This window comes from Marinobacter halophilus (genome assembly GCF_003007685.1).
In the GTDB taxonomy this organism is placed as follows: Bacteria; Pseudomonadota; Gammaproteobacteria; order Pseudomonadales; family Oleiphilaceae; genus Marinobacter; species Marinobacter halophilus.
Map to the genome: position 1 here is coordinate 150,200 of NZ_PXNN01000011.1, position 20,827 is coordinate 171,026.

General features: G+C 59.8%; 21 protein-coding genes. 2 read left to right on the forward strand and 19 right to left on the reverse strand.

What is annotated here, in order from left to right; all coding sequences use genetic code 11:
- Positions 1-6 precede the first annotated feature (6 nt).
- The 16 genes from C7H08_RS07065 to C7H08_RS07140 form a co-directional block, all read right to left on the reverse strand.
- Positions 7-468 carry a universal stress protein gene (locus tag C7H08_RS07065; RefSeq protein ID WP_106671043.1) on the reverse strand — a complete coding sequence of 154 codons (462 nt, stop codon included), beginning with the start codon at positions 466-468 and terminating at the stop codon, positions 7-9.
- Positions 440-2,059 carry a BCCT family transporter gene (locus tag C7H08_RS07070; protein ID WP_106671044.1) on the reverse strand — a complete coding sequence of 540 codons (1,620 nt, stop codon included), beginning with the start codon at positions 2,057-2,059 and terminating at the stop codon, positions 440-442. The genes C7H08_RS07065 and C7H08_RS07070 overlap by 29 nt, the downstream gene beginning before the upstream one ends.
- An 83-nt stretch (positions 2,060-2,142) precedes the next feature.
- Complete coding sequence (locus C7H08_RS07075) at positions 2,143-3,624, reverse strand: complex I subunit 5 family protein (RefSeq protein WP_106671045.1); 1,482 nt, start codon at positions 3,622-3,624, stop codon at positions 2,143-2,145.
- Entirely contained in the window at positions 3,624-5,120 is a 1,497-nt protein-coding gene (locus C7H08_RS07080) for a complex I subunit 5 family protein (protein WP_106671046.1), read from the reverse strand. The genes C7H08_RS07075 and C7H08_RS07080 overlap by 1 nt, the downstream gene beginning before the upstream one ends.
- On the reverse strand, positions 5,117-6,586 hold the full coding sequence (locus C7H08_RS07085) for a complex I subunit 5 family protein (RefSeq protein WP_106671047.1): 1,470 nt from the start codon (positions 6,584-6,586) through the stop codon (positions 5,117-5,119). Before C7H08_RS07085 ends, C7H08_RS07080 begins: the two co-directional genes overlap by 4 nt.
- The gene (locus tag C7H08_RS07090) at positions 6,583-6,933 is read right to left on the reverse strand and encodes a sodium:proton antiporter (protein ID WP_106671048.1); all 351 of its coding nucleotides are present in this window, start codon (positions 6,931-6,933) and stop codon (positions 6,583-6,585) included. The genes C7H08_RS07085 and C7H08_RS07090 overlap by 4 nt, the downstream gene beginning before the upstream one ends.
- Positions 6,930-7,631 carry an MnhB domain-containing protein gene (locus C7H08_RS07095; protein WP_106671049.1) on the reverse strand — a complete coding sequence of 234 codons (702 nt, stop codon included), beginning with the start codon at positions 7,629-7,631 and terminating at the stop codon, positions 6,930-6,932. Before C7H08_RS07095 ends, C7H08_RS07090 begins: the two co-directional genes overlap by 4 nt.
- Entirely contained in the window at positions 7,628-7,924 is a 297-nt protein-coding gene (locus C7H08_RS07100; protein ID WP_106671050.1) for a Na(+)/H(+) antiporter subunit B, read from the reverse strand. Before C7H08_RS07100 ends, C7H08_RS07095 begins: the two co-directional genes overlap by 4 nt.
- On the reverse strand, positions 7,917-8,237 hold the full coding sequence (locus C7H08_RS07105) for a cation:proton antiporter (RefSeq protein WP_227663136.1): 321 nt from the start codon (positions 8,235-8,237) through the stop codon (positions 7,917-7,919). Before C7H08_RS07105 ends, C7H08_RS07100 begins: the two co-directional genes overlap by 8 nt.
- Positions 8,230-8,538, reverse strand: a complete 309-nt coding sequence (locus C7H08_RS07110; protein WP_106671051.1) for an MrpF/PhaF family protein — start codon at positions 8,536-8,538, stop codon at positions 8,230-8,232. Before C7H08_RS07110 ends, C7H08_RS07105 begins: the two co-directional genes overlap by 8 nt.
- Positions 8,535-9,044, reverse strand: coding sequence for a Na+/H+ antiporter subunit E (locus C7H08_RS07115; protein WP_106671052.1), 510 nt, complete (start codon positions 9,042-9,044; stop codon positions 8,535-8,537). The genes C7H08_RS07110 and C7H08_RS07115 overlap by 4 nt, the downstream gene beginning before the upstream one ends.
- A gap of 282 nt (positions 9,045-9,326) precedes the next feature.
- Positions 9,327-9,833, reverse strand: coding sequence for a hypothetical protein (locus tag C7H08_RS07120; protein ID WP_106671053.1), 507 nt, complete (start codon positions 9,831-9,833; stop codon positions 9,327-9,329).
- A 116-nt stretch (positions 9,834-9,949) separates the two neighbouring features.
- Entirely contained in the window at positions 9,950-13,075 is a 3,126-nt protein-coding gene (locus tag C7H08_RS07125; RefSeq protein WP_106671054.1) for an efflux RND transporter permease subunit, read from the reverse strand.
- Positions 13,075-14,343 (reverse strand): efflux RND transporter periplasmic adaptor subunit, encoded by a 1,269-nt coding sequence (locus C7H08_RS07130; RefSeq protein WP_106671055.1) that lies wholly within the window; start codon positions 14,341-14,343, stop codon positions 13,075-13,077. Before C7H08_RS07130 ends, C7H08_RS07125 begins: the two co-directional genes overlap by 1 nt.
- Positions 14,344-14,348: 5 nt before the next feature.
- On the reverse strand, positions 14,349-15,668 hold the full coding sequence (locus tag C7H08_RS07135) for a TolC family protein (RefSeq protein WP_106671056.1): 1,320 nt from the start codon (positions 15,666-15,668) through the stop codon (positions 14,349-14,351).
- A gap of 140 nt (positions 15,669-15,808) precedes the next feature.
- Positions 15,809-16,159, reverse strand: a complete 351-nt coding sequence (locus C7H08_RS07140) for a DUF3147 family protein (RefSeq protein ID WP_106671057.1) — start codon at positions 16,157-16,159, stop codon at positions 15,809-15,811.
- Between the two features lie 172 nt (positions 16,160-16,331).
- Here C7H08_RS07140 and C7H08_RS07145 point away from each other — a divergent pair, with 172 nt between their 5' ends.
- Both C7H08_RS07145 and C7H08_RS07150 read left to right on the forward strand, forming a co-directional pair.
- On the forward strand, positions 16,332-17,069 hold the full coding sequence (locus tag C7H08_RS07145) for a HupE/UreJ family protein (protein WP_106671058.1): 738 nt from the start codon (positions 16,332-16,334) through the stop codon (positions 17,067-17,069).
- A 15-nt stretch (positions 17,070-17,084) separates the two neighbouring features.
- On the forward strand, positions 17,085-17,762 hold the full coding sequence (locus tag C7H08_RS07150; protein ID WP_106671059.1) for a hypothetical protein: 678 nt from the start codon (positions 17,085-17,087) through the stop codon (positions 17,760-17,762).
- A 79-nt stretch (positions 17,763-17,841) separates the two neighbouring features.
- Here C7H08_RS07150 and C7H08_RS07155 read toward each other — a convergent pair whose 3' ends face one another.
- The 3 genes from C7H08_RS07155 to C7H08_RS07165 are packed head-to-tail and all read right to left on the reverse strand — an operon-like array spanning position 17,842 to position 20,821.
- Positions 17,842-18,228 carry a DUF302 domain-containing protein gene (locus C7H08_RS07155; RefSeq protein ID WP_106671060.1) on the reverse strand — a complete coding sequence of 129 codons (387 nt, stop codon included), beginning with the start codon at positions 18,226-18,228 and terminating at the stop codon, positions 17,842-17,844.
- Positions 18,229-18,258: 30 nt separating this feature from the next.
- Complete coding sequence (locus C7H08_RS07160; protein ID WP_106671061.1) at positions 18,259-20,601, reverse strand: heavy metal translocating P-type ATPase; 2,343 nt, start codon at positions 20,599-20,601, stop codon at positions 18,259-18,261.
- Positions 20,594-20,821 (reverse strand): hypothetical protein, encoded by a 228-nt coding sequence (locus tag C7H08_RS07165; RefSeq protein ID WP_106671062.1) that lies wholly within the window; start codon positions 20,819-20,821, stop codon positions 20,594-20,596. Before C7H08_RS07165 ends, C7H08_RS07160 begins: the two co-directional genes overlap by 8 nt.
- Positions 20,822-20,827: the final 6 nt, after the last annotated feature.

Consider the following 20,827-nt stretch of genomic DNA (forward strand, 5'->3'; position numbering starts at 1 on the left):
CATCGCTTAGCTGTTTTCTTCACCTTTTCCCGGCTCGACCTTTTCCAGCGACGGCAGCACAAGTACCGGACAGGGTGAGTTAACCGAGACATGCTCCACCGTCGCCCGGCGCAACGGCCAGTAACCACCTCCTCCGCGGGATACCAATAGCATCAGGTCGGCACAGAGCTGGCCCGCCAACCCCACCAGCTTTTCGCCGGCGCTGCCTGCGATCACATGCAAGCTCGCGTTTCGGTTCAATGGCAGATATTTTCGTACAAGTAGATCCAGCACCTCCCGAACCTCAGCCTCTTTCTGCTCCGGTGCAGCTTCCGTTACATGCGGGAAGAACCCACCTCCGCCCGGACTGTAAACACTGGCGAGGTGCAACTCACCATCCTCGGCCAACAGATCCATGGCGGCTTCCAGGGCACGCTTACCCTCGCCGTCGTCTTCCGGATCAATGGCGATCAACAGTTTCCGATACATACTCGCTCTCCTGTTTGGTGTCGGAAGTAGCCTCCACTTCCGGGAAGGCCCGTCCCTGGACCAGTTCATCCATACTGTAGCCGCGGTAATCGGCCTGAAGCGCCCGGAACAGCGCCACCGCCATGAAAATTAACAAGATGCAGAAGGGCAGCCCGAGTGAGGTGATCACGTTCTGCAGGGCGTCCAGCCCACCGGCCAGCAACAAGGTAGCGGCAATGACGCCCTGCGCCAGCGCCCAGAAAATCCGCTGACGCACCAGGGAGGGCTGATCATCCCTCCGGGTCAGCATATCAATCACCAGCGAGGCCGAATCTGACGATGTGGTGAAGAAAATAACGATGATCACCACACTCAGAGCGGATGCCACCCCGGCCAGCGGAAGTGCGTCCAGAAACGCAAAAATGGCGACGGAAGGATCCTGCTGCACCTGCTCGGCCAGCGCTACCTGACCACTCATTTCGACCTGGATGGCAGACAACCCGAAAATGCCGAACCACACAAGGGTAAAGGCGGTGGGGGCGAACAAAACACCGGCGACAAATTCACGAATGGTCCGCCCCCGTGAAATCCGGGCGATAAAAATGCCGACATAAGGCGCCCAGGAAATGGTCCAGGCCCAGTAGAACAGGGTCCACTTCCGTTGCCAGTCGGTTTCGGTGAACGTTTGAGTCCAGAAGGCCAACCAAGGCAGGGCATCAAGATAGTCCCCCACGCTCTGAACCATCCCTTCGGCAATGAATACGGTTGGCCCAACAGTGAGCACGAACGCAAGCAACGCAATGGCCAGCACAATGTTGAGCTGGGATAGCCGGCGCACCCCCTTATCCAGCCCGAGAGCCACCGAGGTAGCGGCGATACTGGTAATGACCGCAATCAAGATTACCTGAACCAGACCGGTGGACGGTATGCCAAACAGATAGTTCAGACCACTGTTCAACTGCAGTGTCCCCAGCCCCAGGGAGGTCGCCACGCCAAACAGAGTGCCGAGCACGGCAATGACATCCACCGCCCAGCCCCAGGGCCCGAAGGCCCGCTCCCCGAGTATCGGATAGAACAGGCTGCTGATACGCATGGGCAGGTTGTGCCGATAGGCGAAGTAGCCGATCGCCAGCCCTGGCATGGCAAAGATGGTCCAGGTATGCAGGCCGAAGTGGTAAAGCGCAACCGTCATGGCGTCGCTGGCGGCCCGTTCCGAGCCCGGTTGCACGCCTTCAAACGGTGGATTGGCGAAATGGGAAACCGGCTCGGCCACACCCCAGAACATCAGAATAGTGCCGATGCCGGCGGCAAACAGCATGGTGAACCAGGTCAGGTTGGAATAATCAGGACGGCTGTCATCGGCGCCCAGACGAATGTTGCCATAGCGGCTCACCGCCAGGCCAAGCAGGAAGATCAATAGCGAACTGACCGCCAGAATATAAAACCAGCCAAGGTTGCGGGCGACCCAGCCAGTCAGAACACCAAAGCTGTCAGCAACCTGCTGATCAAAGGGAACCGCAAGAACAACGAATAGCGCTGCAATACCCGCGGAAGTAAAAAAGATTCCGGGTATCGTCTGCAGACCCAACCGATTTTGCAGGCGTTCCAGCACAAAGGCCTCCGTTACCAGAATGAAATCACTCGCGCCACTTTATCACAGGCGGTATGCATGCGCGTCGCCCGGACACGGGGCGTTTACTTACGCCGCTGGGCAATCTGCCAGGCCACGCCAGCCAGAAGCGTGGCCACAAGCACCGGCCAAAGCAGGCTCCAGGCCTGTGCTTGCATAACCGCAAACCAGGGTTTGACGGGCAAACCGGGCGGTAATGGCAACCACCAGAACAGCAACAGGCTCGAGACAGTCGCCGAAGCCCAGCCCAGCCAGAGCCCCGGGGAATTGGTGCCGGTTCGGGCATCCGCGCCAAAAGCCCAAAGAAAACGCCAGATCAACAACATGGTGGCAATGGCACCGGCGGTCATCAGGGCCGGCAAGTAAGCTGCCAGCGTGAAACCCAGGCCCGACGGCTTCAGCACATCCTTCATCGCCAGTTTTGCCATGGCGCCGCTGGTAAACGGCAGCCCCGCCAGCGCCAGACCAGGCAAAGCAATGAACAGCCACATAGCCCAACGTTGCCAGCGCCCGGGTGGCAGAGCCATGGCCGTTGACAGGAACAGGCTGCCCTTGGCCAGGCCGTGATGCAGCACATACAGGGCTACGACCGCAAAGATAACCACTGAATGTTCACTACTGGCCAGTGCCGCGGCCACCATCAGGGTCATCAGCCCCATTTGACTGATGCTGGAATATGCCAACACTGCTTTCGGGCGCGCTTGTAGCAGACCCAGTGCGGCGCCGCCAAGAGCGCCTACGGCTCCGACCATCACCAGCGCATCACCCCAGGCCGGCAACGACACTTCCCCGAACGGCAAGGTCACCAGCCAGCCCAGCAAGCCGGCCTTGATCATGGCACCACTGAGCACAGCACTGGCCGGGGTCGGGGCCACCGGATGGGCCAGCGGCAGCCAGAAATGCAGCAACGGCAAACCGGCCTTCACCCCGAATCCTGCCAACAACAGCAGCATGATCAGCCAGCGCCGGTCGGCCACGGCGATAGCTGCCGGCAGATCCATCAGCAAGCCACTGCCCGCCAGCTGCACAGCCATCAGCAGGCCCGCGAGAATGGCCATTTCGCCCACCACCGCCATGGCCAGATACACCCTGCCGGCGCGGTTGGCCTGCTCGGTGCCTTCATGCACCACCAGGCCATAACCGGCAAAAGTCATCAGTGCGAAAAAACTGTAGAAACTGGCCACGTCCTGCGCCATCACCAGCCCCAGATTACCGGCCAGGGTCAGTGCCCAGAATACACAGAACCGGCGCAGGTTATGATCCTTCAGGTAGCCGATGGCAAACACACCGCAGGTCAGCCAGAGGGCCGCCGTCAGCAGCAAGAAGACGCGCCGCAGCTCATCCACGCCCCATAAACCGCCAAGGAGCAGGCCCGGTAATTCCAGCCCCCAGTCCGACCCGGCCAACAGACCAACCAACAGTGCCGGCATCGGTAATATTGGCAGGCAATAGCGGTAGGCTTGCTGCCAGGAGGTACGCAAAGCCAGCAGTACCGAGACCAGCGGGAGCAGGACTGCCAACAAGACAAAAGGCGCAGAAGCAAACATCAGAGCGCCGCCTCCCGCGCCACAATCAGTTCAACCCAGCTGAGCGGACTGAAGGGCACATTGGCGAGGATGCCCGCGAGCACCATCAGCACCGCGGTAATCAGCGGCGGCCAGAGCAACCAGGCGCTGGTTTCAAGGCGGCCCCATCGGCGCTCGTGGGGCCAGGCCTGGTGCTGTTCGGCAAACCAGAGCCGGTGCACAATCGGCAGAAAATAGGCGGCGTTGAGCAGGCTGCTGAGCACCAGCACGGCCACTACCCAATCCATGCCCACCGCCAGCGCACCAGAGCCCATGGTCCACTTGGTGATGAAGCCGGCCAACGGTGGCGCCCCGATCATGCCAAAGGCGCCCAGAGTAAACGCCACCGACGTGCCCGGCATGCGTTTACCGGCGCCGTCCAGTTCGTCGATCCGATGCACCCCCAAGGTTTCGGCGTAGTTGCCGGCACAGAAAAACAGCGTGATTTTCATGATGCCCTGGTGCACCAGATGTACCAGGCCACCGGTCACCCCCAGCGGCCCGAACAGGCACAAACCCAACACGATGTAGGCAACCTGACTGATCGTTGAAAACGCCAGCCGCCGCTTCAGATCAATCTGGTACAGGGCCCGGGTCGAGCCATAAATGATGGTGAAGGCGGCAACCAGGGCCAGCCCGGTGAGCAGGCCCATGGCCTCGGCGGCTTCCAGGCCATAGACTTCAAACACCACCCGGATGATGCCAAAGGCACCGGCTTTGACCACCGCCACTGCGTGCAGCAAGGCGCTGACCGGCGCCGGCGCGACCATTGCCTGGGGCAGCCAGCCATGCAGAGGCACCAGCGCCGCCTTTACACCCAGACCGGTGATCAGCAACACAAAAATGATGGTCAAAGGCCCGTGCAACGATGGGTCGACACCAGCGAAATGGCCGCCCTCCTGAAAGCGTAGATCGCCCACCAGGCCATGCAACCAGGCAATGGCCAGCAGCAGTACCGCCCCCCCGGTGAGCGTGTAGACAAGGTAGTTCCGGCCTGCCCGCAGAGCCTTTGGGGTGCCGCGATGCACCACCAGTGGGTAGGTGGAGAGGGTGAGCATTTCGTAGAACAGGAAAAAAGTAAACAGGTTGCCGGCCAGTGCAATGCCCATGGTACTGGCCACGCACAAACTGAAAAAACCAAAAAACCGGCTGCGGTTGGGCGAATCTTCCAGATAGCCGACGGCATAGATCGTGGTCAGCAACCATAACAGCGCTGACAGCCCGGCAAACAGCATCGACAACGCATCGGCCCGCAGCACAAACTCGGCACTGGGGACCATGTTGAAGGCAAACTCGTACTCCCGCCCTTGCGCCACACCCCAAATCATCACGCCAACCAACACGATTTTCAGGCCGGCCGCCGCCAGGTTGATCACAGTGCGCAGGCGATAGCCTCGTTCTGGCAACGCAAAGATGACCACCGATGCCAGCAACGAGGTCAGCAACGCGAACACCGGCATCAGAGTACTGAGGGTCATTGGCCTCTCCCTGCTTCAAACGGCAGCGACATCACCGACAATACCGGCTCCGCCATCAGGCCCAGACCCAGGGACAGTAGCGCCAGTATCATCGGGATCACCTCCAGGCTCCTTGAAGGATGGAAGAAATGATCGATGTCGGTATCGTCGATGAACGAGGCCTGATACACCCGGAACACATACGCGGCAGAGAGTAGGCCGCCAGCCAGCAGAACGCCCAGCCACCACCATTGACCACTGGCCAGGCTGGCCTGCAGCAACAACCACTTGGCAGCAAAGCCACCGGTCGGCGGCAAACCCATCAGGGACACCCCGGCCAGCCCGAAAGAAAACAACGAAAATGGCAGAAACCGGCTGACCCCGGCCAGCGCATCCACCCGATTACTGCCCACCGACATAATCAGATTGCCGGCGGACAGGAACATCGCAGCCTTGGCCAGGGCGTGACTGATTACCTGCAAGGTGATGCCCTGTTGCGCCTGCAGGGAGATGGCATCGCTTACCCCCCAGGTGAGCGGGAACAGCAGGAACAGATAACCGATCTGCGCCACCGACGAGTAAGCCACCACCTGCTTCAGCTTCACCTGACGGAATGCCAGCCAGCTGCCCCAGATCACCGCGATGCCGCCCAGGGCGCCAATCAACTGGGCCAACGCATAACTACCAAGATGGCCACCCAGGTCCAGCCAGAGCCGGGCGGCAATATAGAACGAGGCCTTCACCACCAGCGCCGACAACAGCGCACTGACCGGTGATTTGGCAATACCATGAGCCGGCGGCAGCCAGCCATGCATCGGAAACAGGGCGGTTTTCAGGGCCAGGCCCAGCAGCATCAACACCAAAGCAAAGCTCAGGCCTGCCGGTACCTCAGCGCTGTTCAGCAGTGCCGTCACACCGGCCAGCGACAGGGTACCGAACTGGCCGTAGATCAGCGCCACCCCCAACAGATACGCCAGCGAGCCCAGCAATGCGGCCATCAGGTAACGAATCGCCGCCCGGAGCGCGTCCGCCTGGCCGCCCAGGGCCACCAGACCCACCGCGGCAAGACTGATCAACTCCAGCCCCACATACAGGTTGAACAGATCGCCACCGAGCCAGACGGCATTCAGCCCGGCCCAGAGAAACCAGAACAAGGGCCAGAAATAGCGGTGCCAGGCTTTGTCCGGGTCCAGATAGATACTGGCGTGCCAGCCACAGGCCGCCGCCACCACCGCCGTCAGCAAGACAAAGGTGACGGCCAGGCCATCCACCCGCAATTCGATGCCGAGCGGGGCCTGCCAGCCGCCGAGCAGGTAAAGAAAGCCGCCATCGCTGGCAACCACCGCCCACAAGCCCAGTGACACCAGCATCTGCACCGCCATACCCAGCCAGGTCACCACCCGGCCCTTACGGAAATCCACCAACAGGGTCAGCACCGCCCAGGCCAGGGGCGTGAACAGCAGACCGGCCATTAACCCCAGGGTCATTCGGGCGACCCCTCACGGTTGGCTGTCGGAGCCGGCGGTTTAGCTCGCTTTGCCCGGGGCTCGGCCAGCGTGGTCTGACCCGACAAATGGTAATAGCGGCGTATGAGCACCACCGCCAAAGCTGTGGCCGCGATGGCCACGACAATGCCGGTCAGCACCAGAGCCTGGGGTACCGGATCGGGCTGCCCGCCGCGCTGAGCCAGACCCACCATGAGCAGGAACACCCCGGAGCCGATCAGGTTAAAGGCCATCAGCTTGCGCAGCAGGTGCCGAATCCGCACAAAACCGAACAGGCCAATACTGCACAGGGCGACGCCCGCAAACGCATAAAGCAGTGAGGGTGTCATCCGGCTTCGCCCTCCTCCGGCTCTTCTGTCCGGTTGACCGGGGCCGACACAAACAGTGCCAGCAACACCATGGCAATGGAGAAGGTCAGCACGACTTCGATAATCAGAATCAGCGGCTTGGCGAAGGCCTCCGGATACGCCAAAAACGCGCTGCCAGCCAGCGCACTGGCCACCGCCACCAGCAGGAACACGGAAAACCCGAGCGCCAGGCCAAACCGCAACAACATGCCGGGACGCAAAAAGTCCATCGGAATACCGCCAAGACGCATCATCACCCCGGATGCCGCCAATACCGCCCCGGCCTGAAAGGCACCACCGGGGCGATCAGAACCCGCCCACAACAGATAGCCGGCGAGCACCAGCATCAACGGTACAAACCAGCGCTGAAGGGCGTACAACAAGGAATCCGAGGTGCGCAAGTCCGGGTCTTCGAGCGAGGTGGTTTTGGCCATGGAAATGCCGGCGATACCGGCAATGACCAGCACGCCTATTTCAAGCAGGGTGTCGTAACTGCGAAAGTTCAGCAGCACCGCGGTAATCGGGTGATCTACCCCGCTGGCGTCCAGATTCTCAGCCAGCAAGTGCGGAAGGTTGACCGGTGCCGGCGTGCCGGCGATCTGCCACACCGTCAGCGCCAGGCCACCGGCAAACGCCAGGCAAATGGCCACCATGATGGCGACACCCAAAAACCGCATCATCGTGACGGCCCTGCCTGACCATCGTCGCTATCCTGACCTTCGCAAGGATCAGCCCGACCATAGCCCAGATGGCGGGCCGCATCCAGCAGCAGAACACCGGTCAGGCCGGCACCAATGGCGGCCTCGGCCAGGGCAATGTCCGGCGCCTGCAGGCGAACCCATACCAGCGCCATCAGCAGGCCAAAGGCGATAAACATCACCACCGCCCGGAACAGATCCCGGGACGCCAACGTGGCGACCGCGGTCACCAGCAGCGCCAACACCAGCAAACCGTCCAGCGCCCACTCAATCATCAGCGGACTCCTTTGCCTCAGGGGGCTCGGGGCGAACATGAACCGCGCGGGCAATGAGGTGGGCTGAGGTGGCACTGGCCGCCAGCGCCGCGGCCCAGATCAATACTGTTTTTAAGCCACCGGCCAAAGACGGCGCCAGCGGCAACAACGCCAGCACGATGAAACCCAGACCCAGGTTATCGACCTTGGTCAGGGCATGAATGCGGGACAGGGTGTCGGAGAATCGGAACAGGCCCAGTGTGCCCACCGCAAAAAACAGGCAACCCATAACCAGCAGTAGCACTTGCATGGCAAACACCGTGGTTTCAATCATGGTGTGTCTCCGGCTGGTCACCCGCCTTGCGTCCTGAAGACGGCCGATCAATGCGCACCACCCGGGTCACAAACGCGACAATCGCCAGCACTGACAACACCGCCAGCGTCAGTGCCACATCCATCAGCGCTGGCATGGCCTGGGCGTGCGCCAGCAGCAGTAACAAGGCGACGCCGGTGGTGCCGAACAACTGCGACGCCAGCATCCGATCGGCCGGCGCCGGACCGCGCCAGATCCGGATCAGGGCAATCAATAGCGTCAATAACAAGAAGGCGGCAACGGCATTAAGGATCAGGGTCACAGGGCCGCTCCCCTGGCATGATCAAATGTCAGACCGAAAACCCGGCCTACCTGGCGTTCGGTCTCTCGCACATCACGCTCCACCGGATCTCGCGTATCCAGGCAATGCAGCGTCAGTTGGTCACCCTCAAGCAGCGCGCTCAGGGTGCCGGGCATCAAAGACAGGGTATTGGCCAGCAGCCAGCGGGGGCTGCCCTCAGGCAAACGCAGGGTCAGGATAATTTCACCGGGATGCACCGGCAAGGCCGGTGACAACAGCCGCCGGGCCACGTCCAGCCCCGCCACCACCGATCGGGAGAGAAAATAGCCAAAAAACAGCAACAATCCGAGGGGTCGGAGACGAAAACCGGACGGCGGGAACAGGCGCAGGGACAACCAGGCCACCAGAACCGCAACAACAGCACCAAAACCCAGGCCAGACACCTCGCCAAGGGTCAACGCCCACCACACCACAAACAGGGCCGCACCACGGAGCACAAAGGTGACGACAGGTGATGCTGGCTGCATAGGCTCTCCATTTCCGCTGTTAACACAGAGTATTGGTTCGCTAACCCCCTGTTAAAGTTCCCAAAAGCCTAACACAGACTGTCTTGAGGCCGGAAACCTGCCCGACAGGCAGCGGTGTATGCTCCAGAGCCTTAACAGAACGCCAGAGACTACAGCCTCTTTTGTCCGCCCCACACCAATCCGGGAGACATGACGACTATGCGCAATGACAGACCCCCCGGCAACAGAAAGCCGCCGGGGGGGTCTTTTAAAACTCAAACGCTTTCGTCGGAGTAAGCCCGACTAACGCCCTTTTTGGCTTTGCGCCTGGCTCTCCAGCATCTGCTCCATCATCAGCTGCATCTGTTGCATGCGTTGCTCCATCATCTCCATACGCTGTTCAGGGTCCATGCCGGCACCACCTGTTCGAGGGCCGGCACCGTCAGATTGATCGCGAGACTGATTGCCCATCATGCCCTGACCATTTCCCATCTGGCCCTGACCCATCATGCCTTGGCCCTGCCCCATACCCTGGCCTTGACCCATCATGCCACCACGCATCATCTGCATGTGCTGCTGCATGGACTCCATGTGCTTTTCACGAATGCGCTGGCGCTCGGCGTCCGACTCTGCATTGCGCATTTCCTGCATCATCTCCTGCATCTGCGACATGTTTTGATGCATCTGTTGTGACTGTTCCTGATTCATCATGCCGCCTCGAGGCATTTGCCCGGAGTTGCCCTGGGCGAAGACCAGAAGAGGGCTAGATACGAGAACGGAACAGGCGATTAAACGAGTGAATCTGTTCATGAGATCCTCCTTTACTCAATGATTGTCGATACCCTCTACAGTAAAGACCATAAAACTGAACTGAGCCTGAAACCCGTTTAACTGAAACAGACCGACCGCGCCCGATTTGATTCAGATCACTCCTTTGCAAGTCCCTGCCGTCTCCAGAGGTAGAAAAGCACCGGGATCACCAGCAATGCCAGCAGCATCGCGCTGATCATACCGCCCACCATGGGGGCCGCAATACGACCCATCACTTCGGAACCGGTGCCGCCGCCAAGCATGATGGGGAGCAGCCCGACAATGATCGAAGTACCGGTCATCATGATCGGGCGAACCCGCAAACCGGCACCGTGCAGCACCGCGTGCCTGAGGGTTTCGCGGCGCGGGCTAAGGCCCTTTTCCTGGCAGCTTTCCAGCATGGACTGGTACGACTGGTTCAGATACACCAGCATGATCACGCCAATCTCCACCGCCACACCGGCCAGGGCAATAAAACCGACGCCGACCGCCACCGAGAAGTTGTAACCCAGCAGGTACATGAACCAGACCGCGCCAATCAGCGCGAACGGCAGTGTGCCCAGGATAATGGCCACCTCGGCAACGCGCCGGAAATTCATGAACAACAGGATCACAATGATCGCCAAAGTCAGCGGTACCACGTAGGTCAGCTTTTCCTTGGCCCGGAGCATGTATTCATACTGTCCGGACCAGCCGACCGAGTAACCTGCCGGCAACTGCAATTGGTCCTCCACCACGGCCATGGCCTGCTGTACGTAGGTGCCCACATCGACACCTTCGATATCGACAAAGGTCCAGCCATTAATCCGGGCATTTTCGCTCTTGATCGCCGGCGGCCCATCCTCAATCCGGATGTCGGCCACATCTGACAAGGCAATTCGCTGTCCGGCCGGCGTTACTATCGGCAACTGCTTGAGCTTCTCCGGCGAATCTCGGTAGTCCTGGGGGTAACGCAGATTGATCGGGTACCGTTCCAGCCCTTCGATAGTTTGGGAGACATTGATCCCGCCCACCGCAGAAGCGATCACCTGCTGGACATCGGCAATGTTCAGGCCATAACGGGCGGCCCGGACGCGGTCGATGTCGGCCTGGATATAACGCCCGCCGGCAACCCGCTCCGAGTAGACCGACGCGGTGCCAGGCACCTGCGCCAGGATTGTTTCAAGCTGTTTGCCCACGGCCTCGATGGTCGACAGCTCCGGGCCCGAAACCTTGATGCCAACGGGGGTTTTGATGCCGGTCGCCAACATGTCGATACGGGTGATGATGGGCATCACCCAGGCGTTAGTGACCCCGGGAAACCGGATCAGACTGTTCAGTTCCTCTTTGAGTTTCTCGGTAGTCATGCCCTCCCGCCACTGGTCTCGCGGCTTGAGCTGGATAAAGGTCTCAATCATGGTGAGCGGGGCCGGATCGGTGGCTGTCTCGGCTCGCCCAACTTTGCCAAAGACCGTTTGCACTTCTGGCAGGGTGGCAATTAGCCGGTCGGTTTGCTGCAGCAACTCCCGGGCCTTACCGATGGAAATGCCCGGGTAGGTGGTCGGCATGTACATCAGGTCGCCCTCATCCAGCGGAGGAATAAACTCGCTCCCTATGCGAGATGCAGGCCAGAGCCCAATCGCCAGGATCAGCACCACCGCCAGCAGGGTGCTGGCCGGATACTTCAGCACACCCTTGAGCAGCGGCATGTAGAGGGCAACCAGAACCCGGTTGACCGGGTTTTTGTGTTCCGCCAGCACTTTGCCACGAACGAAATAGCCCATCAGCACCGGCACCAGCGTAACCGCAAGGGCGGCGCTGGCGGCCATGGCGTAGGTTTTGGTGTACGCCAGCGGGGAGAACATACGGCCTTCCTGCGCCTCCAGCACGAACACCGGCACAAAGCTGACCGTGATAATCAGCAATGAGAAGAACAGCGCCGGCCCCACCTCGGCGGACGCCTTCGCCACCACCTGCCAGCGGTTTTCCCGGGTCAGCGGCGTGCGTTCCATGTGTTTGTGCATGTTCTCGATCATCACGATGGCGCCATCAATCATGGTGCCGATGGCAATGGCGATACCACCCAACGACATGATGTTGGCGTTGATGCCCTGCCAGTACATCACAATGAAGGCGGTCAGAATGCCGACCGGCAAACTGACCATGACCACCAGTGATGAGCGCACGTGAAACAGGAAGATCACGCACACCAACCCCACCACCAGCAGCTCCTGCAGCAGCTTGCTCCAGAGGTTGTTGACCGCCCGCTCAATCAAACCGGAGCGGTCGTACACCGTCACCACTTCAACGCCTTCCGGCAGGCTGCCCTGCAAGGATTCAAGTTTCGCTTTCACGCCCTGGATGGTTTCCTGCGCGTTTTCACCGAAACGCATCACCACAATGCCGCCGACTACCTCACCTTCGCCATTGAGCTCGGCGATGCCGCGGCGCATTTGCGGACCCACCTCGACACTGGCCACATCTTTCAGCAATATCGGCGTACCGTTGACGTCCAGCCCCAGCGGAATTGACAACAGGTCTTCCCGTGACTGGATATAACCCGAGGCTCGCACCATGTACTCGGCCTCGGCCATTTCAATCACCGAGGCGCCCACCTCCTGATTACCGCGTTTGATGGCGGTTTCGATATGCGACAAGGGAATTCCCAGGGTGCGGAGCTTTTCCGGGCTGACCTGCACCTGATACTGCTTGACCATGCCACCCAGTGTTGCCACCTCGGAGACGCCGGGTACCGTCTGCAGTTCGTACTTGAGGAACCAGTCCTGAAGGCTTCGAAGCTGGCTCAGGTCGTTCTGGCCGGTGCGATCCGCCAACGCGTACAGATACACCCAGCCCACGCCGGTGGCATCGGGGCCCAGTTGAGGCCGCGCCTGCTCCGGCAGGTTCGGTGCAACCTGCGACAGGTACTCAAGCACCCGGGAGCGGGCCCAGTACATATCGGTGTCTTCATCAAAAATCACATAGACGTAGGAATCGCCAAAAAAGGAATAGCCCCGGACCGTCTGGGCCCCCGGCACCGACAGCATCGCCGTCGTCAGCGGATAGGTGACCTGATCCTCAACCACCTGAGGCGCCTGGCCCGGATAGCTGGTCTTGATGATCACTTGAACATCCGACAGGTCCGGCAATGCATCCACCGGGGTGTTTTTCAGGGAATACAGGCCCAGACCGGTCAGCAACACCGTGGCCATCAGCACCAGAAACCGGTTGCGGATTGACCAGTAAATCAGCGCAGTAATCATCAGTGGCCTCCTTCATGACTCATGCCCGAGTGCTCCGTGGCAGCGGGCGCCGGCGATCGGGGCGACATGCGCAGGAAATCAGAAGTCTTGCTGGATTCGGAATCGATCAGAAACTGGGCGGAGGTGACCACCGTGTCGCCTGGCCTTACCCCCTGAAGAATTTCCACATACTGCTCACCTACCCGGCCAACGCTGACGTTGACGGATTTGAACGCGCCCTGCTCCAGAGCCAACACCAGCCGGTCACTCTGACCGGTGCGGATAACCGACTCCCGTGGCACCAACATACGCCTGTCGCCCCGTTCACCCTGGATGTTGAGCCGGGCGAACATGCCCGGACGCAAGGTGCCGTCGGCATTGTCAAAGCGCAGCCTGACCCGGGCCGTCCGGGTTGCGGTGTTGATCTCCGGGTACACATAATCCACTTGCCCGCGCCACTGGCGGCCGGGCATGTAGTCGAGCGTCATCACCACCCGGTCGCCCGGTTTTACCGCGGCGATCTGGCTCTCGAACATTTCACCGATAACCCAGACCTCATCCAGAGCGGCAATGGTCACCACCCGATCGCCGGGCTTGATGAACATGCCCTCCCGCACATTGAGGCTTTCAATCACCCCGGAGGCCGGGGCATGCACCGTCATGGTCCGGCGCACTTCACGGCTATCTTTCAGACTTCGGACCAGACTGGCCGGGACCTTCAGCGCCAGCAGACGTTCTTCAGCGGCACGAATCAGGCCCTGATTGCCACGATTCAACGCCAGAACCAGCTCCTCCTGGGCGTTTACCAGCGTCGGCGAGTACAGTGAATACAGAGCCTTACCACGTTCAACAGGCTCTCCTTCCGCCTTGATATAAAGCGCTTCAATCCACCCCTCAACACGGGGGTGCACGTGCGCCATCTCATCTTCGTTGTATTGAACGTGCCCGACCGTGGTGATGTTGACGGGCAGTCGTCCCTGAATAACCGCGTCTGTGCGAACGCCCAGATTATTCACCACGGTTGGTGATATCCGGACTGTGCCCGCTGGGTCATCGGCCGACCCGCCCTCCTCGTAAACCGGGACCAGATCCATCCCCATGGGCGACTTGCCGGGTTTATCCCTTCTGAAGTCAGGATCCATGGGTGCCACCCAATATAGCGGCTCCCGGGCCTGTGAGTGTGCCGCCTCAACCGAATGGTCAGAGCCGGCGGCCAGCCACCAGGTGGCACCAGCGCCGGCAAAACCGCCAAGCAAGAGAAAGCCCAATGGGCGAACGAAATTGGCCATGATTATCAGTCCTGATAGCGAATCAATGAAAAGCGGGCGGTGTTGCCAGCATCTGCGGTGAGGTAGTGGAAACTGGCGAGGGACTTCGCACGCTCGGCCATCATCTGGATCAGTTCGATCCGGGCGTTGAGCTCCGAGATGCGCGCGCGCACGGCTTCGGCAAAATCGCCGTCGTCGCTGTTGTAGGCAGTCAGGGCGGCACTGGCCTGCTGCTCCATCTGGGGCAGCAGGGCCTGCCGGTAGAGGTTGATCCGGTCGTCCAGCCGCTCAATGCGTGCCAGCGCGCTGCGCGCCCGGGCCTGCAGCTGGCGCAGCTGGAGCGTGCGCTCTGTTTTGCCGGCTTCCACCCGGGCTACAGAGGCATTGAGGGTTCGGTCCTGGCGGTTACCGGTAAAAAGCGGAAGATCAAAACCGACCCCCACGGAGAGCATGTCGGCCCGGCTCTGGCCGTTGGGTGCCCGGTCCCGGTACCCGTATTGCGCGGACACCGACCACTCCGGTTTGTAGGCCTGGCGCGCCAGGTCCACATCCAGAGCCCTCGCATCAATCAGCTCATCAGTGGCGCGCACCAGCGGATGGCGAATCAGCACTTCAGCCTCGGTGGTGGCCCAGCGGTCCGGCAGCGCGTCCATTAAATGGGCCGGCACGTCTTCGGCAACGGGCCTCCGGGCGGAGCGATCCTCAATCCACTCAGCCAGCGCCTCCCGGCTTGAGGTCAGCTCTGCACTCAGCGCGGTTAACCGATCGTCCAGCCGGGTCAGTTCCAGCGACGCACGAATCACATCCTGCTGCCTTGAGCCCATCGTGGCGGACCGGTAGCCCGCTTGGGCGACATCGGCCAGCTGGTCGAACAAGCTGCGATTTGCCTCAATCAACTGCACACTTTGCTGGGCGCGCCAGACATCCAGCCAGAGGTGGGTCACCGTTTCCGTTACTTTGAGCCGACGATTGTCCCGCTGGAAAGGCTGGATTGCCGCCATTTGTGATTTCTGGTCTTGCGCCAGCTGACGGCTGTCGCCCCGGGGAAAGCGCTGGGTAAAACCGACGGTGGCCTGCGTCATGGCCTCCTGGCCGAGATCGAAGGTGTCGACCGGCAGGTTGGCCAGGCCCAGCGTCAGGCGCGGATCTGGCAGGGCGCCTTGGGCCACGGCTTCCTCCTGCAGGGCCTGTTCCAGATAAACACTGCCTTGCAGCCAGGGGTCATCCCGGACAGCGGTTTCGAGGGCAGACGCCAGGTCCAGCCTCGGCTGGGCCCACAAGGACGAACCGGTGGCGGCAAGCACCAGGGCAAGGACCGGTTTCGAAAGGCATTTAAGGTGGCGCACAATGGATTCTCCGCTGAATCAGACAATGCGGAGAATCATAGGAAGGCAAACTGAACTCTAACTGAAAGAATTATTTCGAATGGATCAATATTGATCTGCCTCAACATTTCAAGGCGATCATTCTGATTCCGGCCCTGACACTACATCAACGCGATGCCGAAACGCTTCAGGACCAGCGCAAGCGAGACGAAACAGATCATGGTCAGCACCGCGCTGGCCGCCAGTGACCACCAGAACCCGAACCGTGGCAACAGGAACGGAAACACCAGAAACATGGGCAGCGTGGGCAGCACGTACCAGAAGGTGTACCAGGCATGATTGGCAATCTTGTCTCCGGACTGATGCTCCAGGTACATCCAGATCATCGCCAGTACCGTCACGGTCGGCAGCGCGGCAATCAACGCACCAAGCTTATCGCTGCGTTTTGCCACTTCGGAAATCAGCACCACCAGGGCGGCGGTGATGGCGTATTTGGTGATCAGCCATGCCATTGCAGTCTTCTCCTTTTGGCCCCGGTCGGGGCTGAGTAGCCAAAGTCTAAAGGTATCGTGGCTGGGAACATTTTCCACATTTAATTTCTATCCCTACGCGAGGAAGGGTATCGTCTGCGACCATGCAATCTCTGCGCACCGCAGCTTTTAACATAAAACAATGGGAGTCACGATGTGCTCAACGTTGCTTGATGACGGTCGGCGCGGGCGCACCGCCGCCGGCGGCGGACACCGCCTCTTCTGGATTTTCCTGACACTCGGACTGCTCGGGATGAGCGCCGAGGTACTGGCCCATGCCGTTGCCGAGGGCGACAAAGGCTATATTCAGGAAATCACCGGGATAAATCTGATTGCCTTTATCTACCTGGGGGCCAAACACATGGTCACCGGCTATGATCATCTGCTGTTCCTTCTGGGCGTGGTCTTTTTCCTCTACCGCATGCAACAGATCGCGATTTACGTGAGCCTGTTTGCGTTGGGGCATTCCACCACCATGCTGTTGGGTGTGTATTTCAATATCGGCATCAACAGCTACCTCATTGATGCCATCATTGGTCTCTCGGTGGTGTACAAGGCGCTCGATAACCTGGGTGCGTATCAACGCTGGTTCGGCTTCCAGCCCAACACCAAGGCCGCGACACTGATTTTCGGTTTCTTCCACGGCTTTGGCCTGTCTTCAAAAATCATCGAGTACGACATCTCGCCGGATGGTCTGGCACCAAACCTGCTCGCGTTCAACGTGGGTGTGGAAATTGGCCAGCTCATTGCCCTGGCCATGATCCTGATCGTGATGAGCTTCTGGCGTAAAACCGATGGCTTCTTCCGTCACGCCTACACCGCCAATGTGGCCATGATGGGCGCCGGGTTCCTGCTCATCGGTTATCAGCTCACTGGTTATTTTGTCGCCTGATTCTGGAGAATATTTATGTACAACACCGATATGCCTACACGCAACGAATTGCCCAGCACGGCCAGGCTGATCCGATCTACCATCATCGCCGCCTTCGTGGCGCTGGTGCTGTTGGTCACGGTGGTGATGCCCGCCGAGTACGCCCTGGATCCCACCGGCGCAGGCCGCGTTCTGGGCTTGACCGAGATGGGTGAAATCAAGGAACAACTTGCCGAAGAAGCAGCGGCTGATGCGGCGGCGCAGATGATGCCCGTTCAATCCTATGCCGAGGTGAGCACGCCAGAACCGGTTGAACCTGTCACCGAGACAGCCGCAGCGCCTGCAGCTGAAGCCGAGCCAACACCGACAGAACCTGTGCCAGCACCTGCTGCAGAAACCGAATGGCAGGACGAAGTCCGCTTTGTTCTGACGCCGGGCCAAGGCACGGAGTTCAAGCTTACGATGAACCAAGGCGCTGTCGCCCGCTTTGCCTGGGCAACGGAAGGCGGGCCGGTCAACTTCGACACTCACGGCGACGGCGGTGGCCGGTCCATCTCCTACGAGAAGGGCCGTGGCGTTCCGGAGGATGAGGGCGAACTGGAAGCCGCATTTACCGGTAACCACGGCTGGTTCTTTCGCAACCGGAACGACAACGACGTCACGCTGGTGCTGCGGACCGGTGGTGACTATGGTGAGCTGAAAAAGATGCTTTGAGCAGGCCGCTGAACTGGAGAGTTGTAGCCTAAGAAGTGGAAAACCTCCCGGCAATAGCAACCGGGAGGTTTTTAAGGTTTCAGATCGCCTGAACAACGTCAGAAAGCGAATCCCTGACTTTGCCGGCAACCTGCTTGAGCTCGTCATTATCAATGGCGGACATGGAAACCACCGGGTCTATCGCGCTGACCTCTACGCCTTCCGACACCTCGCGAAGAATGACATTGCAAGGCAGCATGGCACCCACACGCGGCTCAACACCGATGGCCTCCCAGGCCATGGCAGGGTTACAGGCGCCAAGAATTCGATAGGCCGGCATGTCCTTGTCCAGCTTTTTCTTCATGGTGGTTTTAACGTCAATTTCCGTCAGCACCCCAAAGCCGTGGTCGGCAAGCGCTTGACGCGCTCTTTGGTCTACGTCCTCAAAATCGGCATCTTTGATAATTCGATTAATCGTGTATGACATGGTTTTCTCCAATGATCAGAAATTCAATGGTTATTGATCGAGTTTGACCACCCTCAAACGCAGCGCATTCACGATCACGCTGACTGAGGACAGCGACATGGCGGCTGCGGCAAAAATCGGGGACAGCAGTATGCCGAAAAACGGATACAAAACCCCTGCCGCAATGGGAACGCCGGCGGAATTGTAGATAAAGGCAAAAAACAGGTTCTGCCGGATATTGCGCATGGTCGCCAGAGACAACCGGCGCGCCTCCACAATCCCCATCAGATCGCCGCGCAACAATGTAATACCGGCACTTTCAATAGCGACATCCGTTCCGGTACCCATGGCCACACCTACATCCGCCGTTGCCAGGGCCGGCGCATCGTTAACACCGTCGCCCGCCATGACCACAACACGGCCTTCGTCTTTCAGACGTTGGATAATCTTGCCTTTATCTTCCGGCAGGACTTCCGCTTCCACTTCATCAATATGCAGTTTGCGGGCAACCGCCTCGGCCGAGGTACGGTTATCGCCGGTCAACATGACCACCCGGATGCCCTCTTTTTGCAACGCTGAAATGGCCGCTTCCGTGGTTTCCTTGACCGGGTCCGCGATGGCGATCAGACCAGCAATTTTGCCGTCGACAGCTGCGAAAATCACGGTTGCCCCGTCCTTGCGAAGCTGCTCTGCTTCAGTCTCAAAATCAGCGGTATCGACCTCTTCCGACTCCATCAGCAGGCGATTGCCAATCAGTACCTGCTGCCCATCTATCTTGCCGGTCACCCCTTTGCCATTGGGGGAATCGAAGCCTTCCGCATCCGGCAGTTGCAACTCCATCACTTTGGCTTTATCCAAAATGGCGTGCGCCAGCGGGTGCTCACTACCTTTCTCCAGGCCGCCAGCAAAGCGCATCAGCTCTTCCTCGCTGAATCCCTCAGCCGGGACAAGTTTGGTTACCTGGGGTTTGCCTTCGGTCAGAGTGCCGGTTTTGTCCACCACGACGGTGTCGACCTTTTCCATACGCTCCAGAGCTTCCGCGTCGCGGATCAGCACACCACTTTGGGCGCCTCGCCCGACACCGACCATGATCGACATAGGGGTTGCCAGGCCCAGGGCACAGGGACAGGCAATAATCAGCACGCTCACGGCAGCAATCAGGCCGAATGTCATGGGCGGCGTTGGCCCGAAGATCGACCAGACAATAAAGGCGATAATGGCAATCAGGATCACGGCCGGTACAAAGTAACCTGCTACCTTGTCTGCCAGGCCCTGAATCGGTGCGCGGCTTCGCTGGGCGCTGGCCACCATCTGCACGATCTGAGACAGCATGGTATCCCGGCCAACCTTGTCGGCCCGCATGATAAAGCTGCCCTGTTGGTTGATGCTGCCACCAATCATCTGGTCGCCGGCCTTCTTGCTGATGGCCAGGGGCTCACCAGTCACCATGGATTCATCCACATTGGAACTGCCTTCAAGTACCTCACCGTCCAGCGGCACTTTGTCCCCCGGGCGAACCCGCAAGCGATCGCCAACCTTGACCTGATCCAGCGACACATCGGCCTCACCGCCGTCGTCGTCCAGTTTCCGGGCAGTCGCAGGCGCCAGATCCAGCAAAGCCTTGATGGCGCCCGAGGTTTTCTCACGGGCGCGCAATTCCAGCACTTGCCCCAGTAACACCAGTACCACGATGACCGCGGCCGCCTCGAAATACACGGCAACCGAGCCATCGCCCTGCCGGAAGGCATCCGGGAAGATCTGGGGTGCGAGCGTCGCCACCAGGCTGTAAATCAACGCTACCCCGGTACCAATGGAGATCAGCGTAAACATGTTCAGATTACGACTGACCACCGATTTCCAGCCCCGGACAAAGAAGGGCCAGCCACACCAGATAACCACTGGCGTTGCCAGCACCAGCTGAATCCAGTTGGAGGTCTGAGGGGCCACAACATGGTCGAGCCCGATGAGGTGCCCACCCATTTCAAGTATCAATACCGGCAAGGCCAGAACCAAGCCAATCCAAAACCGGCGGGTCATGTCCGTGAGCTCTTCGGAAGGCCCATCATCCACACTCACTTCTTCTGGCTCCAGAGCCATGCCGCAGATGGGGCAGTCTCCCGGCCCCTGCTGGCGAATCTCCGGATGCATGGGGCAGGTATACATGGCGCCCGGCGCTACCGGCTCTTCCCGTTTTTGCTCTTCACCGAGGTATTGTTCCGGGTTCTCGTCGAAGCGGGACTGGCAGCGGGACGAGCAGAAATACCAGGTTTTACCACCGTGCTGGCTGCGATGCTCCGCCGTATGTGGATCCACCGACATGCCGCAGACCGGATCCTTGGCGGTGTGCTTGCCGGAATGCTCGTGGTCGTGATGATCATGTTGATGTTCAGTCATTACCATCTCCCATCCTGTTTGCCGGCCAGTTGGCAAACGCCAGGAAATAAAGCAGCAAAAGGTTTACAAAGGGAATCAATATCAAAACGCCCATCCAACCCGGATACCCCGCGCGCTGGCATATGCGCCAGACCGGGACGACCACAACAACGGCCATCATCAGCATCCACAGCCAGTGCCCACCCCACATCGTATGGCCATACATATTCGCATCCATCATGTGCAT

Coding starts and splice junctions, on each gene's coding strand:
- C7H08_RS07065 (WP_106671043.1), bottom strand. CDS start 468: ATGTATCGGAAACTGTTGATCGCCATTGATCCGGAAGACGACGGCGAG.
- C7H08_RS07100 (WP_106671050.1), bottom strand. CDS start 7,924: ATGATTGAGTGGGCGCTGGACGGTTTGCTGGTGTTGGCGCTGCTGGTG.
- C7H08_RS07090 (WP_106671048.1), bottom strand. CDS start 6,933: ATGACACCCTCACTGCTTTATGCGTTTGCGGGCGTCGCCCTGTGCAGT.
- C7H08_RS07155 (WP_106671060.1), bottom strand. CDS start 18,228: ATGTCATACACGATTAATCGAATTATCAAAGATGCCGATTTTGAGGAC.
- C7H08_RS07140 (WP_106671057.1), bottom strand. CDS start 16,159: ATGGCATGGCTGATCACCAAATACGCCATCACCGCCGCCCTGGTGGTG.
- C7H08_RS07105 (WP_227663136.1), bottom strand. CDS start 8,237: ATGATTGAAACCACGGTGTTTGCCATGCAAGTGCTACTGCTGGTTATG.
- C7H08_RS07075 (WP_106671045.1), bottom strand. CDS start 3,624: ATGTTTGCTTCTGCGCCTTTTGTCTTGTTGGCAGTCCTGCTCCCGCTG.
- C7H08_RS07165 (WP_106671062.1), bottom strand. CDS start 20,821: ATGATGGATGCGAATATGTATGGCCATACGATGTGGGGTGGGCACTGG.
- C7H08_RS07115 (WP_106671052.1), bottom strand. CDS start 9,044: ATGCAGCCAGCATCACCTGTCGTCACCTTTGTGCTCCGTGGTGCGGCC.
- C7H08_RS07130 (WP_106671055.1), bottom strand. CDS start 14,343: ATGGCCAATTTCGTTCGCCCATTGGGCTTTCTCTTGCTTGGCGGTTTT.
- C7H08_RS07125 (WP_106671054.1), bottom strand. CDS start 13,075: ATGATTACTGCGCTGATTTACTGGTCAATCCGCAACCGGTTTCTGGTG.
- C7H08_RS07160 (WP_106671061.1), bottom strand. CDS start 20,601: ATGACTGAACATCAACATGATCATCACGACCACGAGCATTCCGGCAAG.
- C7H08_RS07120 (WP_106671053.1), bottom strand. CDS start 9,833: ATGAACAGATTCACTCGTTTAATCGCCTGTTCCGTTCTCGTATCTAGC.
- C7H08_RS07150 (WP_106671059.1), top strand. CDS start 17,085: ATGTACAACACCGATATGCCTACACGCAACGAATTGCCCAGCACGGCC.
- C7H08_RS07095 (WP_106671049.1), bottom strand. CDS start 7,631: ATGATGCGGTTTTTGGGTGTCGCCATCATGGTGGCCATTTGCCTGGCG.
- C7H08_RS07080 (WP_106671046.1), bottom strand. CDS start 5,120: ATGACCCTCAGTACTCTGATGCCGGTGTTCGCGTTGCTGACCTCGTTG.
- C7H08_RS07085 (WP_106671047.1), bottom strand. CDS start 6,586: ATGACCCTGGGGTTAATGGCCGGTCTGCTGTTCACGCCCCTGGCCTGG.
- C7H08_RS07145 (WP_106671058.1), top strand. CDS start 16,332: ATGTGCTCAACGTTGCTTGATGACGGTCGGCGCGGGCGCACCGCCGCC.